This is a genomic window from Defluviimonas salinarum (genome assembly GCF_026013545.1).
Lineage (GTDB): Bacteria > Pseudomonadota > Alphaproteobacteria > Rhodobacterales > Rhodobacteraceae > Albidovulum > Albidovulum salinarum.
This window is the reverse complement of record NZ_JAPDOG010000032.1, coordinates 1-21,570: the sequence shown is the minus strand read 5'-3', so window position 1 is coordinate 21,570 and position 21,570 is coordinate 1. Positions and strand designations below refer to the sequence as shown.

14 protein-coding genes and 1 pseudogene are annotated in these 21,570 nt (G+C 65.8%); all 15 read left to right on the top strand.

Annotation, left to right across the window (positions count from 1 at the left end; genetic code table 11):
• The first annotated feature begins 10 nt into the window (after nt 1-10).
• The 15 genes and pseudogenes from OM960_RS21650 (at nt 11) to OM960_RS21585 (ending at nt 21,370) form a co-directional block, all read left to right on the top strand.
• A complete protein-coding gene (locus OM960_RS21650) occupies nt 11-2,011 on the top strand; it encodes an acetyl-CoA carboxylase biotin carboxylase subunit (RefSeq protein ID WP_264773425.1) in 2,001 nt (666 codons plus the stop codon).
• An 18-nt stretch (nt 2,012-2,029) separates the two neighbouring features.
• A pseudogene (gene scpA, locus OM960_RS21645) lies at nt 2,030-4,144 on the top strand (methylmalonyl-CoA mutase); the annotation flags it as partial.
• Between the two features lie 79 nt (nt 4,145-4,223).
• Nucleotides 4,224-6,521 (top strand): NADP-dependent malic enzyme, encoded by a 2,298-nt coding sequence (locus OM960_RS21640; RefSeq protein ID WP_263340650.1) that lies wholly within the window; start codon nt 4,224-4,226, stop codon nt 6,519-6,521.
• 83 nt (nt 6,522-6,604) lie between these two features.
• Nucleotides 6,605-8,500 (top strand): propionyl-CoA synthetase, encoded by a 1,896-nt coding sequence (locus OM960_RS21635; protein WP_263340648.1) that lies wholly within the window; start codon nt 6,605-6,607, stop codon nt 8,498-8,500.
• Nucleotides 8,501-8,524: 24 nt separating this feature from the next.
• Nucleotides 8,525-9,709, top strand: a complete 1,185-nt coding sequence (locus OM960_RS21630; RefSeq protein ID WP_263340646.1) for an acetyl-CoA C-acyltransferase family protein — start codon at nt 8,525-8,527, stop codon at nt 9,707-9,709.
• A gap of 107 nt (nt 9,710-9,816) precedes the next feature.
• Nucleotides 9,817-11,583: a PHA/PHB synthase family protein gene (locus OM960_RS21625; RefSeq protein WP_264773423.1), complete on the top strand. Its 1,767-nt coding sequence runs from the start codon at nt 9,817-9,819 to the stop codon at nt 11,581-11,583.
• Nucleotides 11,584-11,640: 57 nt separating this feature from the next.
• Nucleotides 11,641-12,363 (top strand): acetoacetyl-CoA reductase, encoded by a 723-nt coding sequence (gene phbB, locus OM960_RS21620; protein ID WP_264773421.1) that lies wholly within the window; start codon nt 11,641-11,643, stop codon nt 12,361-12,363.
• Between the two features lie 36 nt (nt 12,364-12,399).
• The gene (locus OM960_RS25595) at nt 12,400-13,293 is read left to right on the top strand and encodes a thiamine pyrophosphate-binding protein (RefSeq protein ID WP_354003573.1); all 894 of its coding nucleotides are present in this window, start codon (nt 12,400-12,402) and stop codon (nt 13,291-13,293) included.
• Between the two features lie 19 nt (nt 13,294-13,312).
• Nucleotides 13,313-15,058 carry a pyruvate dehydrogenase (acetyl-transferring), homodimeric type gene (aceE, locus tag OM960_RS21615; RefSeq protein ID WP_354003572.1) on the top strand — a complete coding sequence of 582 codons (1,746 nt, stop codon included), beginning with the start codon at nt 13,313-13,315 and terminating at the stop codon, nt 15,056-15,058.
• A 23-nt stretch (nt 15,059-15,081) separates the two neighbouring features.
• A complete protein-coding gene (gene aceF, locus OM960_RS21610; protein ID WP_264773420.1) occupies nt 15,082-16,362 on the top strand; it encodes a dihydrolipoyllysine-residue acetyltransferase in 1,281 nt (426 codons plus the stop codon).
• Nucleotides 16,363-16,372: 10 nt separating this feature from the next.
• The gene (gene lpdA, locus OM960_RS21605) at nt 16,373-18,109 is read left to right on the top strand and encodes a dihydrolipoyl dehydrogenase (RefSeq protein WP_263340634.1); all 1,737 of its coding nucleotides are present in this window, start codon (nt 16,373-16,375) and stop codon (nt 18,107-18,109) included.
• 10 nt (nt 18,110-18,119) lie between these two features.
• A complete protein-coding gene (locus tag OM960_RS21600; protein ID WP_263340631.1) occupies nt 18,120-18,560 on the top strand; it encodes a phasin family protein in 441 nt (146 codons plus the stop codon).
• A gap of 56 nt (nt 18,561-18,616) precedes the next feature.
• Nucleotides 18,617-19,300 carry an adenylate kinase gene (locus tag OM960_RS21595; protein WP_264773419.1) on the top strand — a complete coding sequence of 228 codons (684 nt, stop codon included), beginning with the start codon at nt 18,617-18,619 and terminating at the stop codon, nt 19,298-19,300.
• 61 nt (nt 19,301-19,361) lie between these two features.
• The gene (locus tag OM960_RS21590) at nt 19,362-19,622 is read left to right on the top strand and encodes a DUF4212 domain-containing protein (RefSeq protein WP_263340625.1); all 261 of its coding nucleotides are present in this window, start codon (nt 19,362-19,364) and stop codon (nt 19,620-19,622) included.
• Between the two features lie 5 nt (nt 19,623-19,627).
• Nucleotides 19,628-21,370 (top strand): sodium:solute symporter family protein, encoded by a 1,743-nt coding sequence (locus OM960_RS21585; RefSeq protein WP_264773418.1) that lies wholly within the window; start codon nt 19,628-19,630, stop codon nt 21,368-21,370.
• Nucleotides 21,371-21,570: the final 200 nt, after the last annotated feature.

Sequence of the window (21,570 nt, the reverse complement as noted above, 5' to 3'; positions counted from 1 at the left end):
GGATGGCAAGATGTTCAGGAAGATATTGATAGCCAACCGGGGCGAAATCGCCTGCCGGGTCATCAAGTCCGCTCGGAAGATCGGCATCGCGACGGTCGCGATCTATTCCGACGCCGACAGGGACGCGCTTCATGTCCGCATGGCCGACGAGGCGGTGCGTATCGGCCGGCCGCCGGCGAACCAGTCCTATATCGTGATCGACAACGTGATGCGCGCGATCCGCGAGACCGGCGCAGAGGCTGTCCATCCTGGCTATGGCTTCCTCAGCGAGAACGCGAAGTTCGCCGAGGCGTTGGAGAGGGAAGGCGTCGCCTTCATCGGCCCGCCGAAGGGCGCTATCGAGGCGATGGGCGACAAGATCACCTCGAAGAAGATCGCGATGGAGGCGAATGTCTCGACCGTTCCGGGCTACATGGGCCTGATCGGGGATGCCGACGAGGCGGTGAAGATCGCGGGCGAGATCGGCTATCCGGTGATGATCAAGGCCTCTGCCGGCGGTGGCGGCAAGGGGATGCGGATCGCCTGGAACGACCAGGAGACCCGAGAGGGGTTCCAGTCGTCGAAGAACGAGGCGGCGTCCTCTTTCGGCGACGACCGCATCTTCATCGAGAAGTTCGTCACCAAGCCGCGCCATATCGAAATCCAGGTGCTCGGCGACACGCACGGCAACTGCGTCTATCTGAACGAACGCGAATGCTCGATCCAGCGCCGGAACCAGAAGGTCGTGGAGGAGGCGCCGTCGCCCTTCCTCGATGCCGCGATCCGCAAGGCGATGGGCGAACAGGCGGTCGCGCTCGCGAAGGCGGTGGGCTACTGCTCGGCCGGCACGGTCGAGTTCATCGTCGATGGCGAGAGGAACTTCTACTTCCTCGAAATGAACACCCGGCTTCAGGTCGAGCATCCGGTGACCGAACTGATCACCGGTGTCGACCTTGTCGAACAGATGATCCGGGTCGCCGCCGGCGAGAAGCTGCCCTTCGGCCAGAAGGATATCGGCATCAACGGCTGGGCGATCGAGAACCGCGTCTATGCCGAGGATCCCTATCGCGGGTTCCTGCCTTCGATCGGGCGGCTGAGCCGCTACCGTCCCCCGGCCGAGATTGCGACGGCAGACCATGTCGTGCGCAACGACACCGGGGTCTACGAGGGCGGCGAGATCTCGATGTATTACGACCCGATGATCGCGAAACTCTGCACCTGGGCGCCGACGCGGGCGCAGGCGATCGAGCATATGCGCGTCGCGCTCGACAGTTTCGAGATCGAGGGGATCGGTCACAACCTGCCGTTCCTTTCCGCCGTCATGGACCATCCCAAGTTCATCTCGGGCGACATGACGACGGCCTTCATCGCCGAGGAATATCCCGACGGCTTTTCCGGGGTCGACCTGCCGCAGGAGGCTTTGCGCCGCGTCGTGGCCGCTACGGCGGCGATGCACCGGGTGGCCGAGATCCGGCGCACCCGCGTCTCGGGCCGGATGGACAACCACGAGCGCCGCGTCGGCACGGACTGGGTCGTGATCGCGCAGAACCAGCGCTTTCCCGTGGCGATCCGCGCGGATCGCGGCGGCGCCACTGTGGAGTTCGGCGACGGCACGATTCACCGGGTGGAAAGCGACTGGACCCCGGGCGACCCGCTCGCGACGCTCGACGTCGACGGCGCCCCTCTGGTGCTGAAGGTCGGCAAGATTACCGCCGGGTTCCGGGTCCGGACACGCGGCGCGGCCCTGGACGTGCGCATCTACACGCCGCGGATCGCCGAGCTTGCCGCGCTCATGCCCGAGAAGCTGCCGCCGGACACCTCGAGGATGCTGCTCTGCCCGATGCCCGGCAAGCTCGTCGCGGTCGCGGTCATCGAGGGCGACGAGGTCCAGGAGGGTCAGGCGCTTGCCACCATCGAGGCGATGAAGATGGAGAATGTGCTCCGCGCCGAGAAGAAGGTGCGGGTGACGAAGATCAACGCGGCCCCCGGCGACTCGCTCGCCGTGGACCAGATCATCATGGAGTTCGAATAACCCACCGAGAAGGAAGTCATGGACGCCTGGAAAGCACTCGCTGCACGCGAACTGAAGACACGGACGCCGGACGATCTGGTCTGGCACACTCCGGAGGGGATCGACGTCCTGCCGGTCTACACGGCCGATGATGCTGCGAACCTGCCCCATATGGGCTCGCTGCCGGGCGCCGCGCCCTTTACCCGGGGCCCCCGCGCGACCATGTATGCGGGCCGCCCCTGGACGATCCGGCAATATGCCGGCTTCTCGACCGCCGAGGAGAGTAACGCCTTCTATCGCAAGGCGCTTGCCGCGGGGCAGCAGGGCGTCTCGGTCGCCTTCGACCTCGCCACCCATCGCGGCTACGACAGCGACCACCCGCGCGTCGTGGGCGATGTCGGCAAGGCGGGTGTGGCCATCGACTCGGTCGAGGACATGAAGATCCTCTTCGACGGCATCCCGCTCGGCGAGATTTCGGTGTCGATGACGATGAACGGCGCGGTGATCCCGGTTCTCGCGAGCTTCATCGTGGCTGGAGAGGAACAGGGCGTCGCGCGCAGGGACCTGTCGGGCACGATCCAGAACGACATCCTGAAGGAATTCATGGTGCGGAACACCTACATCTATCCGCCCGAACCTTCGATGCGGATCGTCGCCGACATCATCGAGTACACGTCGCGCGAGATGCCGCGTTTCAACTCGATCTCGATCTCGGGCTACCACATGCAGGAGGCCGGCGCGAACCTCGTGCAGGAGTTGGCCTACACGCTTGCGGACGGCAAGGAATACGTGAAGGCCGTGGTCGCGCGGGGCATGGATGTGGATGCCTTCGCCGGGCGGCTGTCGTTCTTCTTCGCCATCGGCATGAACTTCTTCATGGAGGCCGCGAAGCTCCGCGCCGCGCGCTTCCTCTGGCACCGGATCATGTCCGAGTTCAACCCGAAGAAGCCGGGCAGCCTGATGCTGCGCACCCATTGCCAGACCTCGGGCGTGAGCCTTCAGGAACAGGATCCCTACAACAATGTCGTTCGCACCGCCTACGAGGCGCTGAGCGCGGTCCTCGGCGGCACCCAGTCGCTGCACACCAACAGTTTCGACGAGGCGATCGCGCTTCCGACCGAGTTCTCGGCCCGGATCGCGCGCAACACCCAGCTTATCCTCCAGAACGAGACGGGCGTGACCCGCGTCGTCGATCCGCTCGCCGGGTCCTACTACGTCGAGAAGCTGACCGCCGATCTCGCCGATGCGGCCTGGAAGCTGATCGAGGAAGTCGACGCGATGGGCGGCATGACCAAGGCCGTCGCGTCGGGCATGCCGAAGCTTCGAATCGAGGAGGCCGCCGCACGGCGGCAGGCGGCGGTCGACCGCGGCGACGAGGTGATCGTCGGCGTCAACAAGTACCGGCTGGCACGCGAAGACGAGATCGAGGTGCGCGAGATCGACAATTCCGCCGTCCGCGCGGCGCAGGTCGCGCGGCTTGAACGGATCCGGGCGACCCGCGATCAGGCCGCCTGCGACAAGGCGCTGGCGGATGTCGAACGCATCGCGAAAGACGGCGGCAACCTGCTGGAGGCGGCCGTCGCCGCCGCCCGCGCGCGCGCCTCGGTGGGAGAGATTTCGATGGCGATGGAAAAGGTGTTCGGACGGCACCGGGCCGAGGTGAAGACGCTCGCCGGGGTCTACGGCGCGGCCTACGAGGGCGACGAGGGCTTCGCGGCGATCCAGAAGGACGTCGAGGCCTTCGCCGAGGAGGAGGGCCGCCGCCCGCGGATGCTCGTGGTGAAGATGGGCCAGGACGGCCACGACCGCGGCGCCAAGGTCATCGCCACGGCCTTCGCCGATATCGGCTTTGACGTCGATGTGGGGCCGCTGTTCCAGACGCCCGAGGAAGCGGCGCAGGATGCGATCGACAACGACGTTCATGTCGTCGGAGTGTCGTCCCAGGCGGCGGGTCACAAGACACTCGCGCCCCAGCTCGTCGAGGCGTTGAAGCAGAAGGGCGCGGGCGACATCCTCGTGATCTGCGGTGGGGTGATACCGCAGCAGGATTACGACTTCCTCTACGAACGGGGCGTCAAGGCGATCTTCGGGCCGGGAACCAACATTCCCGCCGCCGCGAAGAATATCCTCGCGCTCATACGCAGCGCGCGCGCCGAAGAGGCGATGCGCCGCGACCGCTTCCCCGCGACGCCGCAAAAGCCGGCGCGCAACACGACCGGGTAAGGGGGCACGTATGAACGACCAGACACCCAGCGAGACGCTCCGCGACGCGGCCCTTCGCTACCACGAGTTCCCGAAACCGGGAAAGCTTGCGACCCGGGTGACGAAACCGATGGCGACCCAGCGCGATCTGAGCCTCGCCTACAGTCCCGGCGTCGCCGAGGCCTGCACGCGGATCGCCGAGGACGAGGCGGATTCCTACCGCTACACCTCGCGCGGCAATCAGGTCGCGGTGATCTCGAACGGCACCGCGGTGCTTGGCCTCGGCAATATCGGGGCGGCCGCCTCGAAGCCCGTGATGGAGGGCAAGGTCGCGCTTTTCAAGAAGTTCGCCAATATCGACGGCGTCGATATCGAGGTGAACGAGACCGATCCCGAAAGGCTCGCCGAGATCGTGATCGCGCTCGAGCCGAGTTTCGGCGCCGTCAATCTCGAGGATATCGGCGCGCCCGCCTGCTTCGAGGTCGAGCGCATCTGCAAGGAGCGGATGAACATCCCGGTCTTCCACGACGACCAGCACGGCACCGCCATCGTCGTTGCCGCCGCCGCGCTGAATGCGATGCGGCTCGCCGGGAAATCTCTTTCCGACATCAAGATGGTCGCCATCGGCGCCGGTGCCGCCGGGATCGCCTGTCTCAACCTCCTTTGCGACATGGGGCTGAAGCGGAGGAACGTCTGGCTCTTCGACCGGCGCGGCGTGATCTACAAGGGGCGCGAGAACGTCGACGCGACCAAGGCGCTTTACGCGCGCGATGCCGATGACGGGCCGATGGAGCAGGTCATCGAGGGCGCCGACATGTTCCTCGGCCTCTCCGGCCCCGGCAACCTGACCGGCGAGATGGTCGCGAAGATGGCCAAGGATCCCGTGATCTTCGCGCTCTCCAACCCGACGCCCGAGATCCTGCCGGAAGAGGCGAAGGCGGCGCGCGAGGACGTGATCATCGCGACGGGGCGCTCGGACTATCCCAACCAGGTCAACAACGTCCTCTGCTTCCCCTTCATCTTCCGCGGCGCGATGGATGTCGGCGCGACCCAGATCAACGAGGCGATGAAGGTCGCCTGCGCCAAGGCGCTCGCAGACCTCGCGCGCAAGACGACCGCGGCGGAAACCGCTGCCGCCTATCGCGGCGAGCGCATGGTCTTCGGCCGCGAGTACCTGATCCCCAAGCCGTTCGATCCCCGGCTTCTCGGTGAAGTTGCAAGCGCCGTGGCCAGGGCCGCGATCGGCAGCGGCGTCGCGAAGCGTCCGATCGCGGACATCGCCGCCTACAAGGCCGAGCTCGACCGCTCGGTGTTCCGCACCGGCATGATCATGCGGCCGGTCTTCGAACTCGCGCGCCGGAGCGAGCGCCGCATCGTCTTCGCCGAGGGCGAGGACGAGCGCGTGCTGCACTGCACCCAGTCGATGCTGCTCGACGGCATGGGGCCGCCGATCCTGATCGGCCGGCCCGACGTGATCCGCCAGCGCATCGACCGCGCCGGCATCTCGCTGAAGCCCGATACCGATTTCGAGGTCTGCAACCCCGAAGACGACCCGCGCTACCGCGACTACTGGCAGAGCTACCACGCGATACTGGAGCGCCGCGGCGTCACCCCCGACCTCGCCCGGACCCGGCTCAGGACCAGCAACACCGCAATCGCGGCGATCATGGTCCATCGCGGAGAGGCGGACAGCCTCATCTGCGGCAGCTACGGTCTCTACCTCGATCATCTCCGACACGTCGAGCAGGTGTTGGGTGGCCTGCCGGATGGCGACGGCCAGACGCTTCATCCGACTGGCGCGCTCTCGACGATCATTCTCGACGACGGGGCGATCTTCATCGCCGACACGCAGGTGCGCCCCGATCCCAGCCCCGAAGAGGTCGCGGAAACCGCGATCTCCGCCGCGCGCCACATCCGGCGCTTCGGGATCGAGCCCAAGATCGCGCTCGTGAGCCATTCGGTCTTCGGCAACCTCGACATCGCGTCGGGACGCAAGATGCGTCGCGCGGTGGAGATCCTCGATGCGGCCGGGGTGGACTTCGCCTTCGAGGGGGAAATGCAGGCCGATCACGCGCTGAACCCCGACCTGCGCGCGCGAGTGTTTCCAAATTCCCGCCTTCACGGCGCTGCGAACTGCCTCGTCTTCGCCAATGTCGATGCTGCGTCCGGCGCTGCGAACGTCCTGCGCCAGCTCGCGGGCGGGCTCGAGATCGGGCCGATCCTGATGGGCATGGGCAACAAGGCGCATGTGGTGAACAGTTCGGTCTCCGCCCGGGGGCTGTTCAATATCGCCGCGTTGGCGCGGGCGCCGGTGCAGTCCTATGCGTGACGGACGACCCCAATTAGGACACCCGCCGAAGGGTCCCGCGCCGGCGAGGAAACGCTAACGCACACAAGTCAAGGGAGGCTGCAGTGGCAACATATCGCGAAGTCTACGACGGTTGGAAAGCCGATCCCGAGGCGTTCTGGCTCGACGCCGCAAAGGCGGTGGACTGGATCAAGGCGCCCGAGCGCGCGCTCGACGGATCGACCGCGCCGCTCTACCAATGGTTCCCGGACGCGACCTGCAACACCTGCTGGAACGCCGTCGACCGCCATGTCGAGGCCGGGCGCGGCGATCAGCCCGCCATCATCCATGACAGCCCCGTCACCGACAGCAAGACGACGATCAGTTATGCCGAGCTGAAGGACCGCGTCGCGCGGCTCGCAGGCGCGCTGAGCGGGCGGGGTGTCACCAAGGGCGACCGCGTCATCATCTACATGCCGATGGTGCCCGAGGCGCTCGTCGCGATGCTCGCCTGCGCCCGGATCGGGGCGGTGCATTCGGTGGTGTTCGGCGGCTTTGCCGCGCATGAACTCGCCGTCCGGATCGAGGACGCGAAGCCGAAGGCCGTGATCGCCGCCTCTTGCGGGATCGAGCCGGGACGGGTCGTCGAATACAAGCCGCTGCTCGACGAGGCGATCCGCCAATCGGCCCACAAGCCCGACTTCACCGTGGTTTACCAGAGGCCCATGTGCAAGGCGGCGATGGAGCCGGGCCGCGACCTTGACTGGGACGAGACCGTGGCCGCCGCGACGCACGCGGATTGCGTGCCTGTCGGCGGCGCCGATCCGCTCTACATCCTCTACACGTCGGGGACGACCGGTCAGCCGAAGGGCGTCGTGCGCCACAATGGCGGGCATATGGTGGCGCTGCTCTGGACGATGAGGAACCTCTACGACGTGAAGCCGGGCGACGTCTACTGGGCCGCCTCGGATGTCGGCTGGGTCGTCGGTCACAGCTACATCTGCTACGCGCCGCTGCTGATGGGCTGCACCACGATCGTCTTCGAGGGCAAGCCGGTCGGCACGCCCGATGCCGGCACCTTCTGGCGCGTAATCGAGGAACACGGCGTCAAGGTCCTGTTCACCGCGCCGACCGCACTTCGCGCCATCAAGCGCGACGACCCGAGCGCCGAACATGTCGGCCGCTACGACCTGTCGGGCCTTCAGGCGCTCTTCCTCGCTGGCGAACGCGCCGATCCCGACACCATCCTCTGGGCGCAGAAGCACCTGAAGAAGCCGGTCATCGACCATTGGTGGCAGACCGAGACCGGCTGGGCCATCGCCGCGAACCCCCTCGGGATCGAAGAGCTGCCGGTAAAACCCGGCTCGCCCGCCGTGCCGATGCCGGGCTACGACATCCGGATTCTGGACGAGGGCGGTCATCCGCTGCCGGCGGGCACGCTTGGCGCCATCGCGATCAAGCTGCCGCTGCCGCCGGGCACGCTGCCGACGCTCTGGAACGCCGAGGACCGGTTCCGGAAGTCCTATCTCAGCCACTTCCCCGGCTACTACGAGACCGGAGATGCGGGCATCATGGACGAGGACGGCTACGTCTCGATCATGGCGCGCACCGACGACGTCATCAATGTCGCCGGACACCGGCTTTCGACCGGCGCGATGGAGGAGGTTCTGGCGAGCCATCCCGATGTCGCCGAATGCGCGGTGATCGGGATCGGCGATCAGCTCAAGGGCCAGGCGCCGCTCGGGCTCATCTGCCTCAACTCCGGTGTGACGCGCGATCCGGCCGAGATCGAGAAGGAATGCGTCAAGCTGATCCGCCAGGAGATCGGGCCGGTCGCCGCCTTCAAGCTCTGCATGGCTGTCGACCGGCTGCCCAAGACCCGCTCGGGCAAGATCCTGCGCGGCACGATGGTCGCCATTGCGGACGGGGCGCCGTGGAAGATGCCGGCGACGATCGACGATCCCGCCATCCTCGACGAGATCAAGGAACGTATCGGCGGGCTGGGGCATCCGGCCGGCTGAATTTTTTGGAATGGGAGAACCAAGATGACACGAGACGTTGTAATTCTGGACGGCGCGCGGACCGCGATTGGAACCTTCGGGGGATCGCTGTCGGGCGTGGCGCCGACCGCGCTTGCCGCGGCGGTCGCAAAGGAGGCGCTGTCGCGCAGCGGGGTCGAGCCGGGCCAGATCGGCCATTCGGTCTTCGGCCACGTGATCAACACCGAAGGGCGCGACATGTATCTCGCCCGCGTCGCGGCCGTCGAGGCGGGCGTGCCGCCCGAGGCACCGGCGCTGACCGTCAACCGGCTCTGCGGCTCGGGCGCGCAGGCCATCGTCAATTCGGCGCAGCACATCATGCTCGGCGATACTGACTTCGCGCTCGCCGGCGGGGCAGAGTCGATGTCGCGCTCGCCCTATTCGACGCAAGCCGCGCGCTGGGGCCAGAAGATGGGTGACATGTCGATGACCGACATGATGGTTGCCGCACTCAGCGATCCGTTCGGCAATGGCCATATGGGCGTCACCGCCGAGAATGTCGCGGACGAGCACCAGATCTCGCGCGAGGCGCAGGACGCCTTCGCGGTCGAAAGCCAGGCGCGCGCGACGAAGGCCATCGCGGAGGGAAGGTTCAAGAGCCAGATCCTGCCCATCGAGGTGAAGGTGAAGCGCGACATGGTGCCGTTCGACACCGACGAGCACCCCAAGGCCGGCACGACGATGGAAAGCCTCGGCAAGCTTAGACCCGCCTTCCGGAAGGAAGGTTCGGTGACGGCGGGCAACGCCTCGGGACTCAACGACGGCGCGGCGGCGGTGGTGCTCGCCTCGGCCGAGGCGGCCGAGAAGGCAGGGCTGAAGCCCCGGGCGCGGCTTCTCGGCTACGCCCATGCCGGGGTCCGGCCCGAAGTGATGGGCATCGGCCCCATCCCCGCCGTGACGACGCTCCTGACGAAGCTCGGCATGGAGGCCGGCGATTTCGACGTGATCGAGTCGAACGAGGCCTTCGCGGCGCAGGCCTGCGCGGTCAATGCAGGGCTCGGTCTCGATACGGCCAAGGTCAATCCGAACGGCGGCGCGATCGCGCTCGGCCATCCGATCGGCGCGACCGGCGCGATCATCACCATCAAGGCGATGTACGAGCTGGAGCGGATCGGCGGGCGCTACGGGCTCGTCACCATGTGCATCGGCGGCGGACAGGGGATCGCACTGGCCATCGAACGCCTGCGGTAGCGCGGCGGGAAGCCCCCGCAACGGACGGTGCGTGCCCCTCGCTCCCCGGGGCGGCCCGTTGCGGGGGCAACCGGACATGCGCGTGGACCGATGGGAAGGACGATCACATGACGGAAAACAATGCATCGAACGGCAGGGGTGCCGAGCACATGAGCGACTATTGGGATCTCATGCTCCGGGTTCAGCAGGTGATGCTGCGTGCCGGCGCGGCTTCGGTGACCCGGATCTTCGACCGGGACTTCGCGGCAGTCGATCCGACTGCGATCGGGCGTGCCTACCTCACCCTCGGCCTGTCGATGCTTCGGCGCCCAGGCGACCTCGCCGCCATGCAGGCCTCGGTCCTGTCGAATATGGCCAAGCTTTGGACGGCGGGCTGGGCTCCGAACGGGCAGGCGGCGAGGGATCGCCGGTTCAGCGGCGAGGCCTGGGAAAGCGATCCGGTCGCACGCGTGTCGCGCGACGTGCATCTCGCGATCGAGGAGGCCACCAAGGAGGTTCTCGACCGCTTTCCTGCGGATTCCCGGGAACGCCTCAGCGTCGAGTTCTACACCCGCCAGATCCTGAGTGCGCTGTCGCCCAGCAACGTCCTCGCGCTCAATCCCGAGGCGCGCGCCCGTTTCCTCGCGACGCGGGGGAGGAGCCTGATCACCGGCTTCAGCAACCTCCTTGACGACATCGAGCGCGGTGGCGGCCGGCTGGCCATCAGCACCGCCGACCCCGACGCCTTCGTCGTCGGCCGTGACCTCGCCGCGACGCCGGGCAAGGTCGTCTTCCAGAACGATCTGATCCAGCTCATCCAGTACGAGCCGATGACCGAAACGCAGTTCAAGCGGCCGCTTCTCTTCGTGCCGGCCTGGATCAACAAGTTCTACATTCTCGACATGCGGCCGAAGAACAGCCTGATCCGCTACGCGCTGGAACGCGGCCACACCGTCTTTGCGATCAGCTGGGTCAATCCGGGTCCGGAGCATGCCGGAAAGAGCTTCGAAAGCTACATGAACGAAGGCGTGATCGCGGCGCTTGACGCGATCGAGAAGGCGACCGGCGAGAAGAAGGTCAACACGATCGGCTACTGCATTGGCGGCATTCTCGTGAATGCCACGCTCGGCCATCTCGCCGCCACGGGGTCCGACCGCATCGCGACCTCGACGACCCTCGTCACCATGACCGATTTCAAACAGGTGGGAGAGATTGGCATATTCGTCGATCAGGTCCGGCTGGAGACGATGCGCGCACATCTTGAAAAGACCGGGCATCTGGAGGAGCACCAGCTTCGCGACATGTACGCGATGCTGCGCGAGAACGACCTGATCTGGCCGTTCTACATCGCGAACTACCTGATGGGCGACAAGCCGCCCGCCTTCGACCTGCTGTTCTGGAATTCGGATTCTACGCGGCTGCCCGCGGCGATGTTCCTCTGGTACCTGGAGAACATCCACATCCGCAACGGGCTCGGGACGCCGGGCGCGATCACGCTCAACAGCACGCCCATCGACCTTGGAAAGGTCAAGGTGCCGTGCTTCGCGATTGGCACGAAGGACGACCACATCGCGCCCTGGCAGTCGGTCTATCCCGCGACGAAGGTCTTCGGCGGCGACGTCAGGTTCGTGCTCGGAGGGTCGGGCCATATCGCGGGTGTCATCAACCCGCCGGGCGAAAAGGCGAAATACGGCTACTGGGTCAGGGACGATTACCCGGACGATCCCGAGGCTTGGCTCGACGGGGCGGAGTACAATGCCGGGTCGTGGTGGCCGGTTTGGGCCGAATGGCTGGAATCTCAGGACAGAGCGAAGAAGGTGCCGGCCCGCGTGCCCGGCGGCGGCGGTCTCGACGTGATCGAGTCTGCGCCCGGCTCCTATGTACTCGCGAGATGATCTTTCATCCCGCTGCCGGCCGGCGCGGGACCGATACCTAACAACGAGGAGAACAAGATGACACGGACAGCAATCGTCACCGGAGGGTCGCGCGGTATCGGCGCGGCGATCTCGAAGGCCCTTCAGGCCGCGGGTTGCAAGGTAGCGGCGAACTATGCCGGCAACGATGAGGCGGCGGCCGCTTTCACCAAGGAAACCGGCATCCCGACCTACAAGTGGTCGGTCGCGGACTACGACGCCTGCGCCGCGGGCATCGCCAAGGTCGAGGCCGATCTTGGCCCGATCGAGGTTCTGGTGAACAACGCGGGCATCACCCGGGACGCGCCGTTTCACAAGATGACGGCCGGGAAGTGGCGCGACGTGATCGACACCAACCTGTCGGGCATCTTCAACATGACCCACCCGGTCTGGCCGGGAATGCGCGAGCGCGGCTTCGGAAGGATCATCAACATCTCGTCGCTGAACGGCCAGAAGGGCCAGTTCGGACAGGTGAACTACTCGGCCGCAAAGGCCGGCGATATCGGGTTTACCCGGGCGCTTGCGCAGGAGGGCGCGGCGAAGGGGATCACGGTCAACGCGGTCTGTCCGGGCTACATCGCGACCGAGATGGTGATGGCGGTGCCCGAGCAGGTGCGCGAGGCGATCGTCGGCCAGATCCCGGTCGGCCGGCTCGGTGAGGTCGACGAGATCGCGCGCTGCGTGACGTTCCTCGCGTCCGACGAAGCCGGCTTCATCACCGGTTCGACGATCTCGGCCAATGGTGGCCAGTACTTCAGCTGATCGACCGGTACCACCCCGCAGACGAGGGCCGCAGAGATGAACGAACGCACCACCGACATAGACCCCGTCGAAAGCCGGGAATGGCAGGATGCTATCGCCGACGTGATCGAGCGCGACGGCGCGGATCGGGCGCATTTTCTTCTGGACAGGGCTGTGAGCCAGGCCCGCGCGGCGGGTGCGATGCTGCCGTTTTCGTCGACGACCCCGTACCAGAACACGATCCCGGCCGACGATCAGGCGGAGTTTCCCGGCGATCTGAAGATGGAATGGCGCATCCGCACCATCAACCGCTGGAACGCGATGGCGACCGTGGTTCGCCGCAACAAGGAGAGCAGCGAATATGGCGGCCATATCGCGTCCTTCGCCTCCTCGGCGGTGATGTACGACATCGGACTCAACCATTTCTGGCGTTCGAAATCCGCGATCCATGGCGGCGACCTGGTGTTCTTCCAGGGCCATGTGATCCCCGGCATCTACGCGCGGTCGTTCATGGAAGGCAGGATCAGCGAGAAGGAACTGGAGAACTTCCGCTCCGAGGTCGCGGGCGGCGGGCTTTCCTCCTACCCGCATCCCTGGCTGATGCCGGATTACTGGCAGTTTCCGACCGTCTCGATGGGGCTCGGCCCGCTGATGGCGATCTACCAGGCGCGGTTCATGAAATACATGCACAACCGCGGCCTGATCGACATGGCCGACCGCAAGGTCTGGTGCTTCCTCGGCGACGGCGAGATGGACGAGCCGGAAAGCCGGGGCGCCATCGACCTCGCGGCGCGGGAGGAGCTCGACAACCTGATCTTCGTCGTCAACTGCAACCTGCAGCGGCTCGACGGGCCGGTCCGGGGCAACGGCAAGATCGTGCAGGAGCTCGAAGGCGACTTCCGCGGCGCGGGCTGGAACGTGATCAAGCTCTTGTGGGGCAAGGGCTGGTGACGCGCTGCTGGAGAAGGACGTGACCGGCCGGCTGCGCCAGCTGATGGACGAGACGGTGGACGGCGACTACCAGACCTTCAAGTCGAAGGACGGCGCCTATATCCGCAAGCACTTCTTCGGCAAGTATCCCGAGACGGCGGCGCTGGTCGAGGACTGGAGCGACGAGCAGGTCTGGTCGCTGAGCCGCGGCGGGCATGACCCCGAGAAGGTCTATACCGCCTTCAAGCGCGCGGCCGAAACCCGCGGCCAGCCGACCTGCCTTTTGGTGAAGACCGTCAAGGGCTACGGCATGGGCTCGGCCGGCGAGGGCCAGAACGTCACACACCAGCAGAAGAAGCTGGCCGAGGAGCAGCTGCGCGAGTTCCGCGACCGCTTCAAGATCCCGGTCGAGGACAAGGACCTGCCGAAGGCGCCCTTCGTCAGCCTCAACAACGCGCAGAAATCCTACCTCGCCGACCGCCGCAAGGCGCTGGGCGGCGACTTCCCGAAGCGCGACTGGCGGAATGCACCGAAGCTCGACATCCCCGCGCTCGACAAGTTCGAGGGCCAGCTCAAGGGCACCGGCGACCGCGAGATATCGACGACGATGGCCTTCGTGCGGATCCTGACGACGCTTCTCAGGGACAAGGGCGTGGGCAAGCATGTCGTGCCGATCGTGCCGGACGAGAGCCGCACCTTCGGGATGGAGGGGCTGTTCCGCTCGGCCGGCATCTACAATCCGCTCGGGCAGAACTACACGCCCGAGGATGCCGACCAGATGATGTTCTACAAGGAGACGACCGACGGCCAGGTGCTGCAGGAGGGCATCAACGAGGCCGGTGCCATGGCCGACTGGATTGCGGCAGCAACGTCCTATTCCAATCACGGCGTGCCGATGATCCCGTTCTTCATCTACTACTCGATGTTCGGCTTCCAGCGGATCGGCGATCTGGCCTGGGCCGCCGGTGACAGCCGGGCGCGGGGCTTCATGCTCGGCGGCACGGCGGGCCGGACGACGCTGAACGGCGAGGGGCTCCAGCACGAGGACGGCCACAGCCACATCCTCGCGGGCACGATCCCGAACTGCATCAGCTACGACCCGACCTTCAGCTACGAGGTGGCGGTGATTGTTCATCACGGGCTGAAGCGGATGTTCGTCGACCAGGACGACGTCTACTTCTACCTGACCCTGATGAACGAGAACTACGCCCATCCCGACATGCCGATGGGCGTCGAGGAGGACATCATCAGGGGTCTCTACCGGTTCCGGGAAACGAAGAAGCCGGGCAAGAAGCACGTCAACCTCGTGGGCTCCGGCACGATCCTGATGCAGGCGATCAGGGCCGCCGAGATACTGAAGGCCGACTTCGGGGTCACTTCCGACATCTGGTCCGCCACCAGCCTCAACGAGCTTGCCCGTGACGGTCAGGACTGTGCGCGGCACAACCGGCTCAACCCCTTCGCCGACGAACGCGTGCCCTTCGTGACGCGGCAGCTGCAAAAGGCGCAGGGCCCGGTGATCGCCGCAACCGACTACATGAAGAACTACGCCGAGCAGATCCGTGCCTTCGTGCCGAACCGCTTCACGGTTCTCGGCACCGACGGCTACGGCCGCTCGGACAGCCGGGTGAACCTGCGGCGATTTTTCGAGGTCGACGCGAACCACATCGCCGCCGCGGCCATGGTCGAACTTTACCGCGAAGGGGCGGTGACGAAGAAGGACCTCGAGGCGGCGCTCAAGAAATACGACATCGACGGCGGCAAGCCGAACCCGCGGCTCGCGTGACGGCCGAAACGAGGAGACAGATCATGGCAATCGAAGTGAAAGTGCCCGATATCGGCGACTTCTCCGACGTTCCGGTCATCACCATCCTGGTCAGTGTCGGCGACAGCGTCGCGGCGGAGGACCCGCTGATCGAGCTGGAAAGCGACAAGGCGACGATGGAGGTACCCTCTCCCGCCGCCGGCAAGGTTGCGGAGATCAGGGTAAAGGAGGGCGACAAGGTCTCCGAAGGCTCGCTGATCCTACTGCTGGAGGGCGACGGCGCGGGCGCGGCGCCGGCAGGGGACGAGAAGAAATCCGCCGCCCCCGCGCCGGCCGGCGCGCACCCGGCTGCCCCCGCCGCACCGGCCGCGCCCGTCGCGGCGGCGCCGTCCGCCGTCACCGATGCGGGCTTCGGCAAGTCCCATGCCTCTCCCTCGGTGCGCGCCTTCGCCCGGCAACTCGGCGTCGATCTCGCGCGGGTCAACGGCACCGGCCGCAAGGGCCGCATCCTGCGCGAGGACGTGACGAACTTCTTCAAGGCGACCGCCGCGCCGGCCGCTGGCGCGGCCGCGCCGGGCGGCATGGGCATCCCGCCGATCCCGGCGGTCGACTTTACCAGGTTCGGCCCCGTCGAGGACGTGGAGATGCCGCGGATCAAGAAGCTTTCGGGCCCCGCGCTGCACCGCTCCTGGCTCAACATCCCGCATGTCACCCACAACGACGAGGCCGACATCACCGGGCTCGACAAGTATCGCAAGGAACTCGACGCCGATGCCAAGGCCGAGGGCTACCGCGTGACACTGCTCAGCTTCGCCATCAAGGCGAGCGTGTCGGCGCTGAAGACCCACTGGGAGGTCAACAGCTCGATCCATCCCGATGGCGACAAGCTCATCCGCAAGTCCTACTACCATATCGGCTTCGCCGCCGACACGCCGAACGGCCTCGTCGTGCCGGTGATCCGCGATGCCGACCGCAAGGGGATCATCGAGATCTCGAAGGAGCTTGGCGAGATCTCTGCCAAGGCCCGCGACGGCAAGCTGAAGGGTGACGACATGTCGGGGGCGAGCTTCACCATCTCGTCTCTCGGCGGGATCGGCGGCACCTCGTTCACGCCGATCGTCAACGCACCGGAAGTGGCGATCCTCGGGCTCACGCGGTCGAAGCTCGGGCCGGTCTGGGATCCGGTCGCCGAGAAGTTCGTGCCGCGCCTGATGCAACCCATGAGCCTCTCCTACGACCACCGCGCCATCGACGGGGCGCTCGCCGCGCGGTTCTGCGCGACGCTGAAACACCTGCTCGGCGATGTGCGCCGGCTGATGCTCTGAGGGGGCCGCCATGGAAGTGAAAGTGCCCGACATCGGCGACTTCTCCGACGTCCCGGTCATCGCGATTCTCGTCTCGGTTGGCGACACCGTCGCCGCCGAGGACCCGCTGATCGAACTTGAGTCCGACAAGGCGACGATGGAGGTTCCTTCGCCCGCCGCCGGCAAGGTCAAGGAGATCAAGGTCAAGGAGGGCGACAGGGTCTCCGAAGGCGCCCCGATCCTCGTCCTTGACGTTGAAGGCGCGGCGGCTGCTCCCCCCGCCCGCGCCGAAAGTCCCGCTCCCGTCGCGCCGGTCTCCGTGGCCGCAAGTGGCACCGCGACGGGAGCCGGCGACATCCACGGCGAGGTCGTCGTGCTCGGCTCCGGCCCCGGCGGCTACACGGCCGCCTTCCGCGCCGCCGATCTCGGCAAGAAGGTCGTGCTGGTCGAGAAGGACGCCACGCTCGGCGGCGTCTGCCTCAATGTCGGCTGCATCCCCTCGAAGGCGCTTCTCCACGCCGCCAAGGTCATCACCGAGGCCGGGGAGATGGCCGATCACGGCATCACCTTCGCCAAGCCCAAGGTCGACATCAAGAAGCTCGAAGGCTGGAAAGCCTCTGTCGTCAAGCAGCTCACGGGCGGGCTCTCGGGCCTCGCCAAGGGGCGCAAGGTTCAGATCGTGAACGGCTATGGCCGCTTCACCGGCCCGAACATGATCGCGGTCGAGAAGGACGGCAAGGTGACGAAGGTCAGCTTCGACCAGTGCATCATCGCCGCCGGCTCAGAGCCGGTGACGCTGCCCTTCATCCCGCATGACGACCCCCGCGTGATCGACTCCACCGGCGCCCTGGAGCTCGACGGCATCCCCAAGCGCCTGCTCGTGCTCGGCGGCGGCATCATCGGGCTCGAGATGGCCTGCGTCTACGACGCGCTCGGCTCGAAGATCACCGTCGTCGAGCTGATGGACCAGATCATCCCCGGCGCCGACAAGGACATCGTGAAGCCCCTGCACAAACGGATCGAGGGCCGCTACGAGAAGATCCTGCTGAAGACCAGGGTCACGGCGGTCGAGGCACAGAAAGGCGGCCTCAAGGTCACCTTCGAGGACGAGAAGGGCGGGACAATCACCGACACGTTCGACAAGGTGCTCGTCGCGGTCGGGCGGCGGCCGAACGGCAAGCTGATCGACGCCGAAAAGGCCGGCGTCGCGGTCGACGAGCGCGGCTTCATCGCCGTTGACAGCCAGCAGCGCACCGGCCAGCGCCACATCTTCGCCATCGGCGATGTCGTCGGCCAGCCGATGCTCGCCCACAAGGCGGTGCATGAGGGCAAGGTCGCCGCCGAGGCCGCGGCCGGGCAGAACCGACACTTCGACGCCCGCGTCATCCCCTCGGTCGCCTATACCGACCCCGAGGTCGCCTGGGTCGGGCTCACCGAGGCGCAGGCGAAGGAGCGCGGGATCAAGGTCGGCAAGGGCAGCTTCCCCTGGGCCGCCTCCGGCCGCTCGCTGTCTCTGGGCCGCTCCGAGGGCATGACCAAGGTCCTCTTCGACGAGACCGACGACCGCGTCATCGGCGCCGGCATCGTCGGCCCCAATGCCGGCGACCTCATCGCCGAAGTCGCACTCGCCATCGAAATGGGCGCCGACGCCGTCGACCTCGGCCACACCATCCACCCGCACCCGACGCTCAGCGAAACCGTCAACTTCGCCGCCGAAATGTTCGAAGGCACGATTACCGATCTCATCCCGCCCAAGCGGAAGACATAGGAGAGAGCCAATGGACTACAAGGAAATCATGAAGATGTTCGATCCCGACCGGATCGCGAAGATGTTCAACGCGGAAGAGTTCCAGTCCGCGCTGAAATCGGCCGCCGACCAGCCCTTCGACATGGGCGAACTTATCGCCAGCAACCAGAAGAACTTCGAGGCGATGATGGCCGCGAACCGGGCCGCCGCCGAAGCCTACCAGGACTTCTATCGCAAGCAGATGGCGATCTTCGAGGAGGTGACCTCGGGCGCGCAGGAGGAGATCAAGAAGGCGAACAAGCCCGGCGGTACGGGGACGCTGGATCCGAAGGAGGTCTACCGTCGCGCCGTCGAAAAGGCGCTGATCCTGATGGCGGAATTCGCGAGTGCCGCCCGAAAGGCTCAGGACGACGCCGCCGCCATCATGGAGGCCCGGGTGAAGGAAGCCGTGCGCGAAGTGCGGAAGGGCTGACCGGGCAAGCGTTCCCGGCATCCCACCCGACACGCGCGACAGATGGAGGATCCACGATGAATGCGGAAGTCGAAGCCCGGCCGGTCAACCTGATCCTGCTGGGACCGCCCGGTGCGGGAAAGGGTACGCAGGCGCGGATGCTCGCCGAGGCGCACGGCCTCGTCCAGCTTTCCACCGGCGACCTCCTGCGCGAGGCGGTCGCAGCGGGAACCGAGGCGGGACGCGCCGCTAAAGCAGTCATGGAGGCGGGTGGTCTCGTCCCTGACGATGTGGTCCTTCGGGTTCTCATGGAGCGCCTCGACCGGGACGACACCGGCGCCGGCGTGATCCTCGACGGCTTTCCCCGGACCATCGGTCAGGCCGAAGCGCTGGAGGCGCTGCTGGACGCAAGGCAATCCGGCATCGACCTCGTGATTTCTCTCGACGTCGACGACGCGGCGATGATCGAGCGGGTGGTCGGACGCTATACCTGCGCGGCGTGCGGCGAGGGTTATCACGAGGTGAGCAAGCGACCGTCGAAAGACGGCGTCTGCGACAAGTGCGATGGCACGAGTTTCAAGCGTCGCGCCGACGACAATGCCGAGACGGCGGGCCAGAGGCTCAAGGCCTACCACGCCGAAACGGCGCCGCTGATCGCCTTCTACGACACACGCGGAGTGCTAGTGAGGGTCGATGCCATGGCCGATATCGACGAGATCGCATCCGTGCTGACGACAATGGTTGATACGGCGAAATCCTAGTCAAAACGGACGGCCCGCATCCGGATGCATTGTCGGGCGAACGTAACAAGGAACACGTGAAATGATCGCACAACAACACGCAAACGATTATTGGAAAGCCAATCTCCGCATCATCCTGTGGAGCCTCGTCGTCTGGGCTTTGGTGTCCTTCGGCTTCGGGATCATCCTGCGGCCGATGCTGATGGGCATCAATGTCGGCGGCGCCGATCTCGGTTTCTGGTTCGCCCAGCAGGGCTCGATCCTCGTCTTCCTCGCACTGATTTTCTTCTACGCCTGGCGGATGAACCGGCTCGACCGCGAACACGGCGTCGACGAGGTGTGACGGTCATGGACCAGTATACGCTTAACCTTCTCGTCGTCGGTGCGACTTTCGCGCTTTATATTGGCATCGCTATCTGGGCTCGCGCGGGCTCGACCGCGGAGTTCTACGCCGCCGGCCGCGGCGTTCACCCGGTCCTGAACGGCATGGCAACGGGAGCCGACTGGATGTCGGCAGCCTCATTCATCTCGATGGCGGGCCTTATCGCTTTCGGGGGATACGACAGCTCGGCCTATCTCATGGGCTGGACCGGCGGCTACGTGCTTCTGGCGATGCTGCTTGCACCTTACCTGCGCAAGTTCGGCAAGTTCACGGTGCCGGAGTTCATTGGTGACCGGTTCTATTCGAAGGCAGCGCGGCTTGTGGCCGTCATCTGCCTCATCATCGCGTCGATCACCTACGTTATCGGTCAGATGACTGGCGTCGGCGTCGCGTTTTCGCGCTTCCTGGAAGTGTCGAGTTCGACGGGTCTCTACATAGGCGCGGCGATCGTGTTCGCATATGCCGTTCTCGGCGGCATGAAGGGCATCACGTATACCCAGGTTGCGCAATACGTCGTGCTGATCTTCGCGTACACGATCCCGGCGATATTCATCTCGTTGCAACTGACGGGAAACCCGATCCCGCCGCTCGGTCTCTTCGCCGACGCCAAGTCGACGGGAGAACCGCTCCTGGTAACGCTCGAGGGGCTGGTGACCGATCTTGGATTCAAGTCCTACCTGACCCAGGAGGACACGACGCTCAACATATTCCTCTTCACGGTGGCGCTGATGATCGGCACCGCGGGCCTGCCTCATGTCATCGTCCGTTTCTTCACCGTTCCGCGGGTCGCCGATGCGCGGTCGTCGGCGGGCTGGGCACTTGTCTTCATAGCGCTGCTCTACCTGGTCGCTCCCGCCGTGGGGGCCATGGCCCGCGTGAATCTCATCACCACATTCTATCCCAACGGTACCGGCGCGGATGCCCTCGCGCTTGCCGACATCGAGACCAAGTCCGAGCTTGACTGGGTCCGCAACTGGCAGAAGACCGGACTCCTGACGGTCGAAGACAAGAACGGGGACGGCCTGATTCAGTATGTCGGCGACAAGGACGCCAACGAGCTGACCGTGAACAATGACATCATCGTTCTGGCCAACCCGGAAATCGCCAACCTGCCGGGCTGGGTCATCGCGCTCGTGGCCGCGGGTGGTCTTGCCGCCGCGCTATCGACCGCGGCCGGTCTTCTGATGGCAATCTCGTCGGCGGTGTCGCACGACCTCATCAAGGGGCAACTCAATCCCAACATCTCGGAAAAGGGAGAACTTCTGGCGGCGCGGATCTCGATGGGGATTGCCATCGCGGTCGCGACCTATCTCGGCCTCAACCCTCCGGGCTTCGCAGCCCAGACGGTGGCGCTTGCCTTCGGAATCGCCGCGGCGTCGATCTTTCCGGCGCTGATGATGGGCATCTTCTCCAAGCGTGTGAACGACAAGGGCGCCATTGCGGGCATGCTTGCCGGTCTGATCGTCACGACGGTATATATCTTCCTGCACAAGGGCTGGTTCTTCGTGCCCGACACCAACAGCTTCACGGATGCCGATCCGCTGTTGCTGTCGATCAAGTCGACCTCGTTCGGCGCCGTCGGAGCGCTGATCAACTTCGTTGTCGCCTACGTCGTTTCCAGCGTGACCGAAGAACCGCCGGTCGAGGTCCAGGAGCTTGTGGAATCGATCCGCGTCCCGAAGGGTGCGGGTGTGGCCACCGGGCACTGACCGCCACAGAAATCGGCGCGTCCCCAGGGGGGGCGCGCCGTCACGGCCCGGATCGACGCTCCGGGTGATCCGGAGACAGAGCATACGGGGATCAGCGATGAACATCCACGAATACCAGGCCAAGGCCCTTCTGCGCAGCTACGGCGCGCCGGTGTCGGACGGCCGCGCCGTCCTCAGGGCCGAGGAAGCCAAGACCGCCG

Coding starts and splice junctions, on each gene's coding strand:
- OM960_RS21650 (WP_264773425.1), top strand. CDS start 11: ATGTTCAGGAAGATATTGATAGCCAACCGGGGCGAAATCGCCTGCCGG.
- OM960_RS21640 (WP_263340650.1), top strand. CDS start 4,224: ATGAACGACCAGACACCCAGCGAGACGCTCCGCGACGCGGCCCTTCGC.
- OM960_RS21630 (WP_263340646.1), top strand. CDS start 8,525: ATGACACGAGACGTTGTAATTCTGGACGGCGCGCGGACCGCGATTGGA.
- OM960_RS21625 (WP_264773423.1), top strand. CDS start 9,817: ATGACGGAAAACAATGCATCGAACGGCAGGGGTGCCGAGCACATGAGC.
- phbB (WP_264773421.1), top strand. CDS start 11,641: ATGACACGGACAGCAATCGTCACCGGAGGGTCGCGCGGTATCGGCGCG.
- OM960_RS25595 (WP_354003573.1), top strand. CDS start 12,400: ATGAACGAACGCACCACCGACATAGACCCCGTCGAAAGCCGGGAATGG.
- aceF (WP_264773420.1), top strand. CDS start 15,082: ATGGCAATCGAAGTGAAAGTGCCCGATATCGGCGACTTCTCCGACGTT.
- lpdA (WP_263340634.1), top strand. CDS start 16,373: ATGGAAGTGAAAGTGCCCGACATCGGCGACTTCTCCGACGTCCCGGTC.
- OM960_RS21600 (WP_263340631.1), top strand. CDS start 18,120: ATGGACTACAAGGAAATCATGAAGATGTTCGATCCCGACCGGATCGCG.
- OM960_RS21595 (WP_264773419.1), top strand. CDS start 18,617: ATGAATGCGGAAGTCGAAGCCCGGCCGGTCAACCTGATCCTGCTGGGA.
- OM960_RS21590 (WP_263340625.1), top strand. CDS start 19,362: ATGATCGCACAACAACACGCAAACGATTATTGGAAAGCCAATCTCCGC.
- OM960_RS21585 (WP_264773418.1), top strand. CDS start 19,628: ATGGACCAGTATACGCTTAACCTTCTCGTCGTCGGTGCGACTTTCGCG.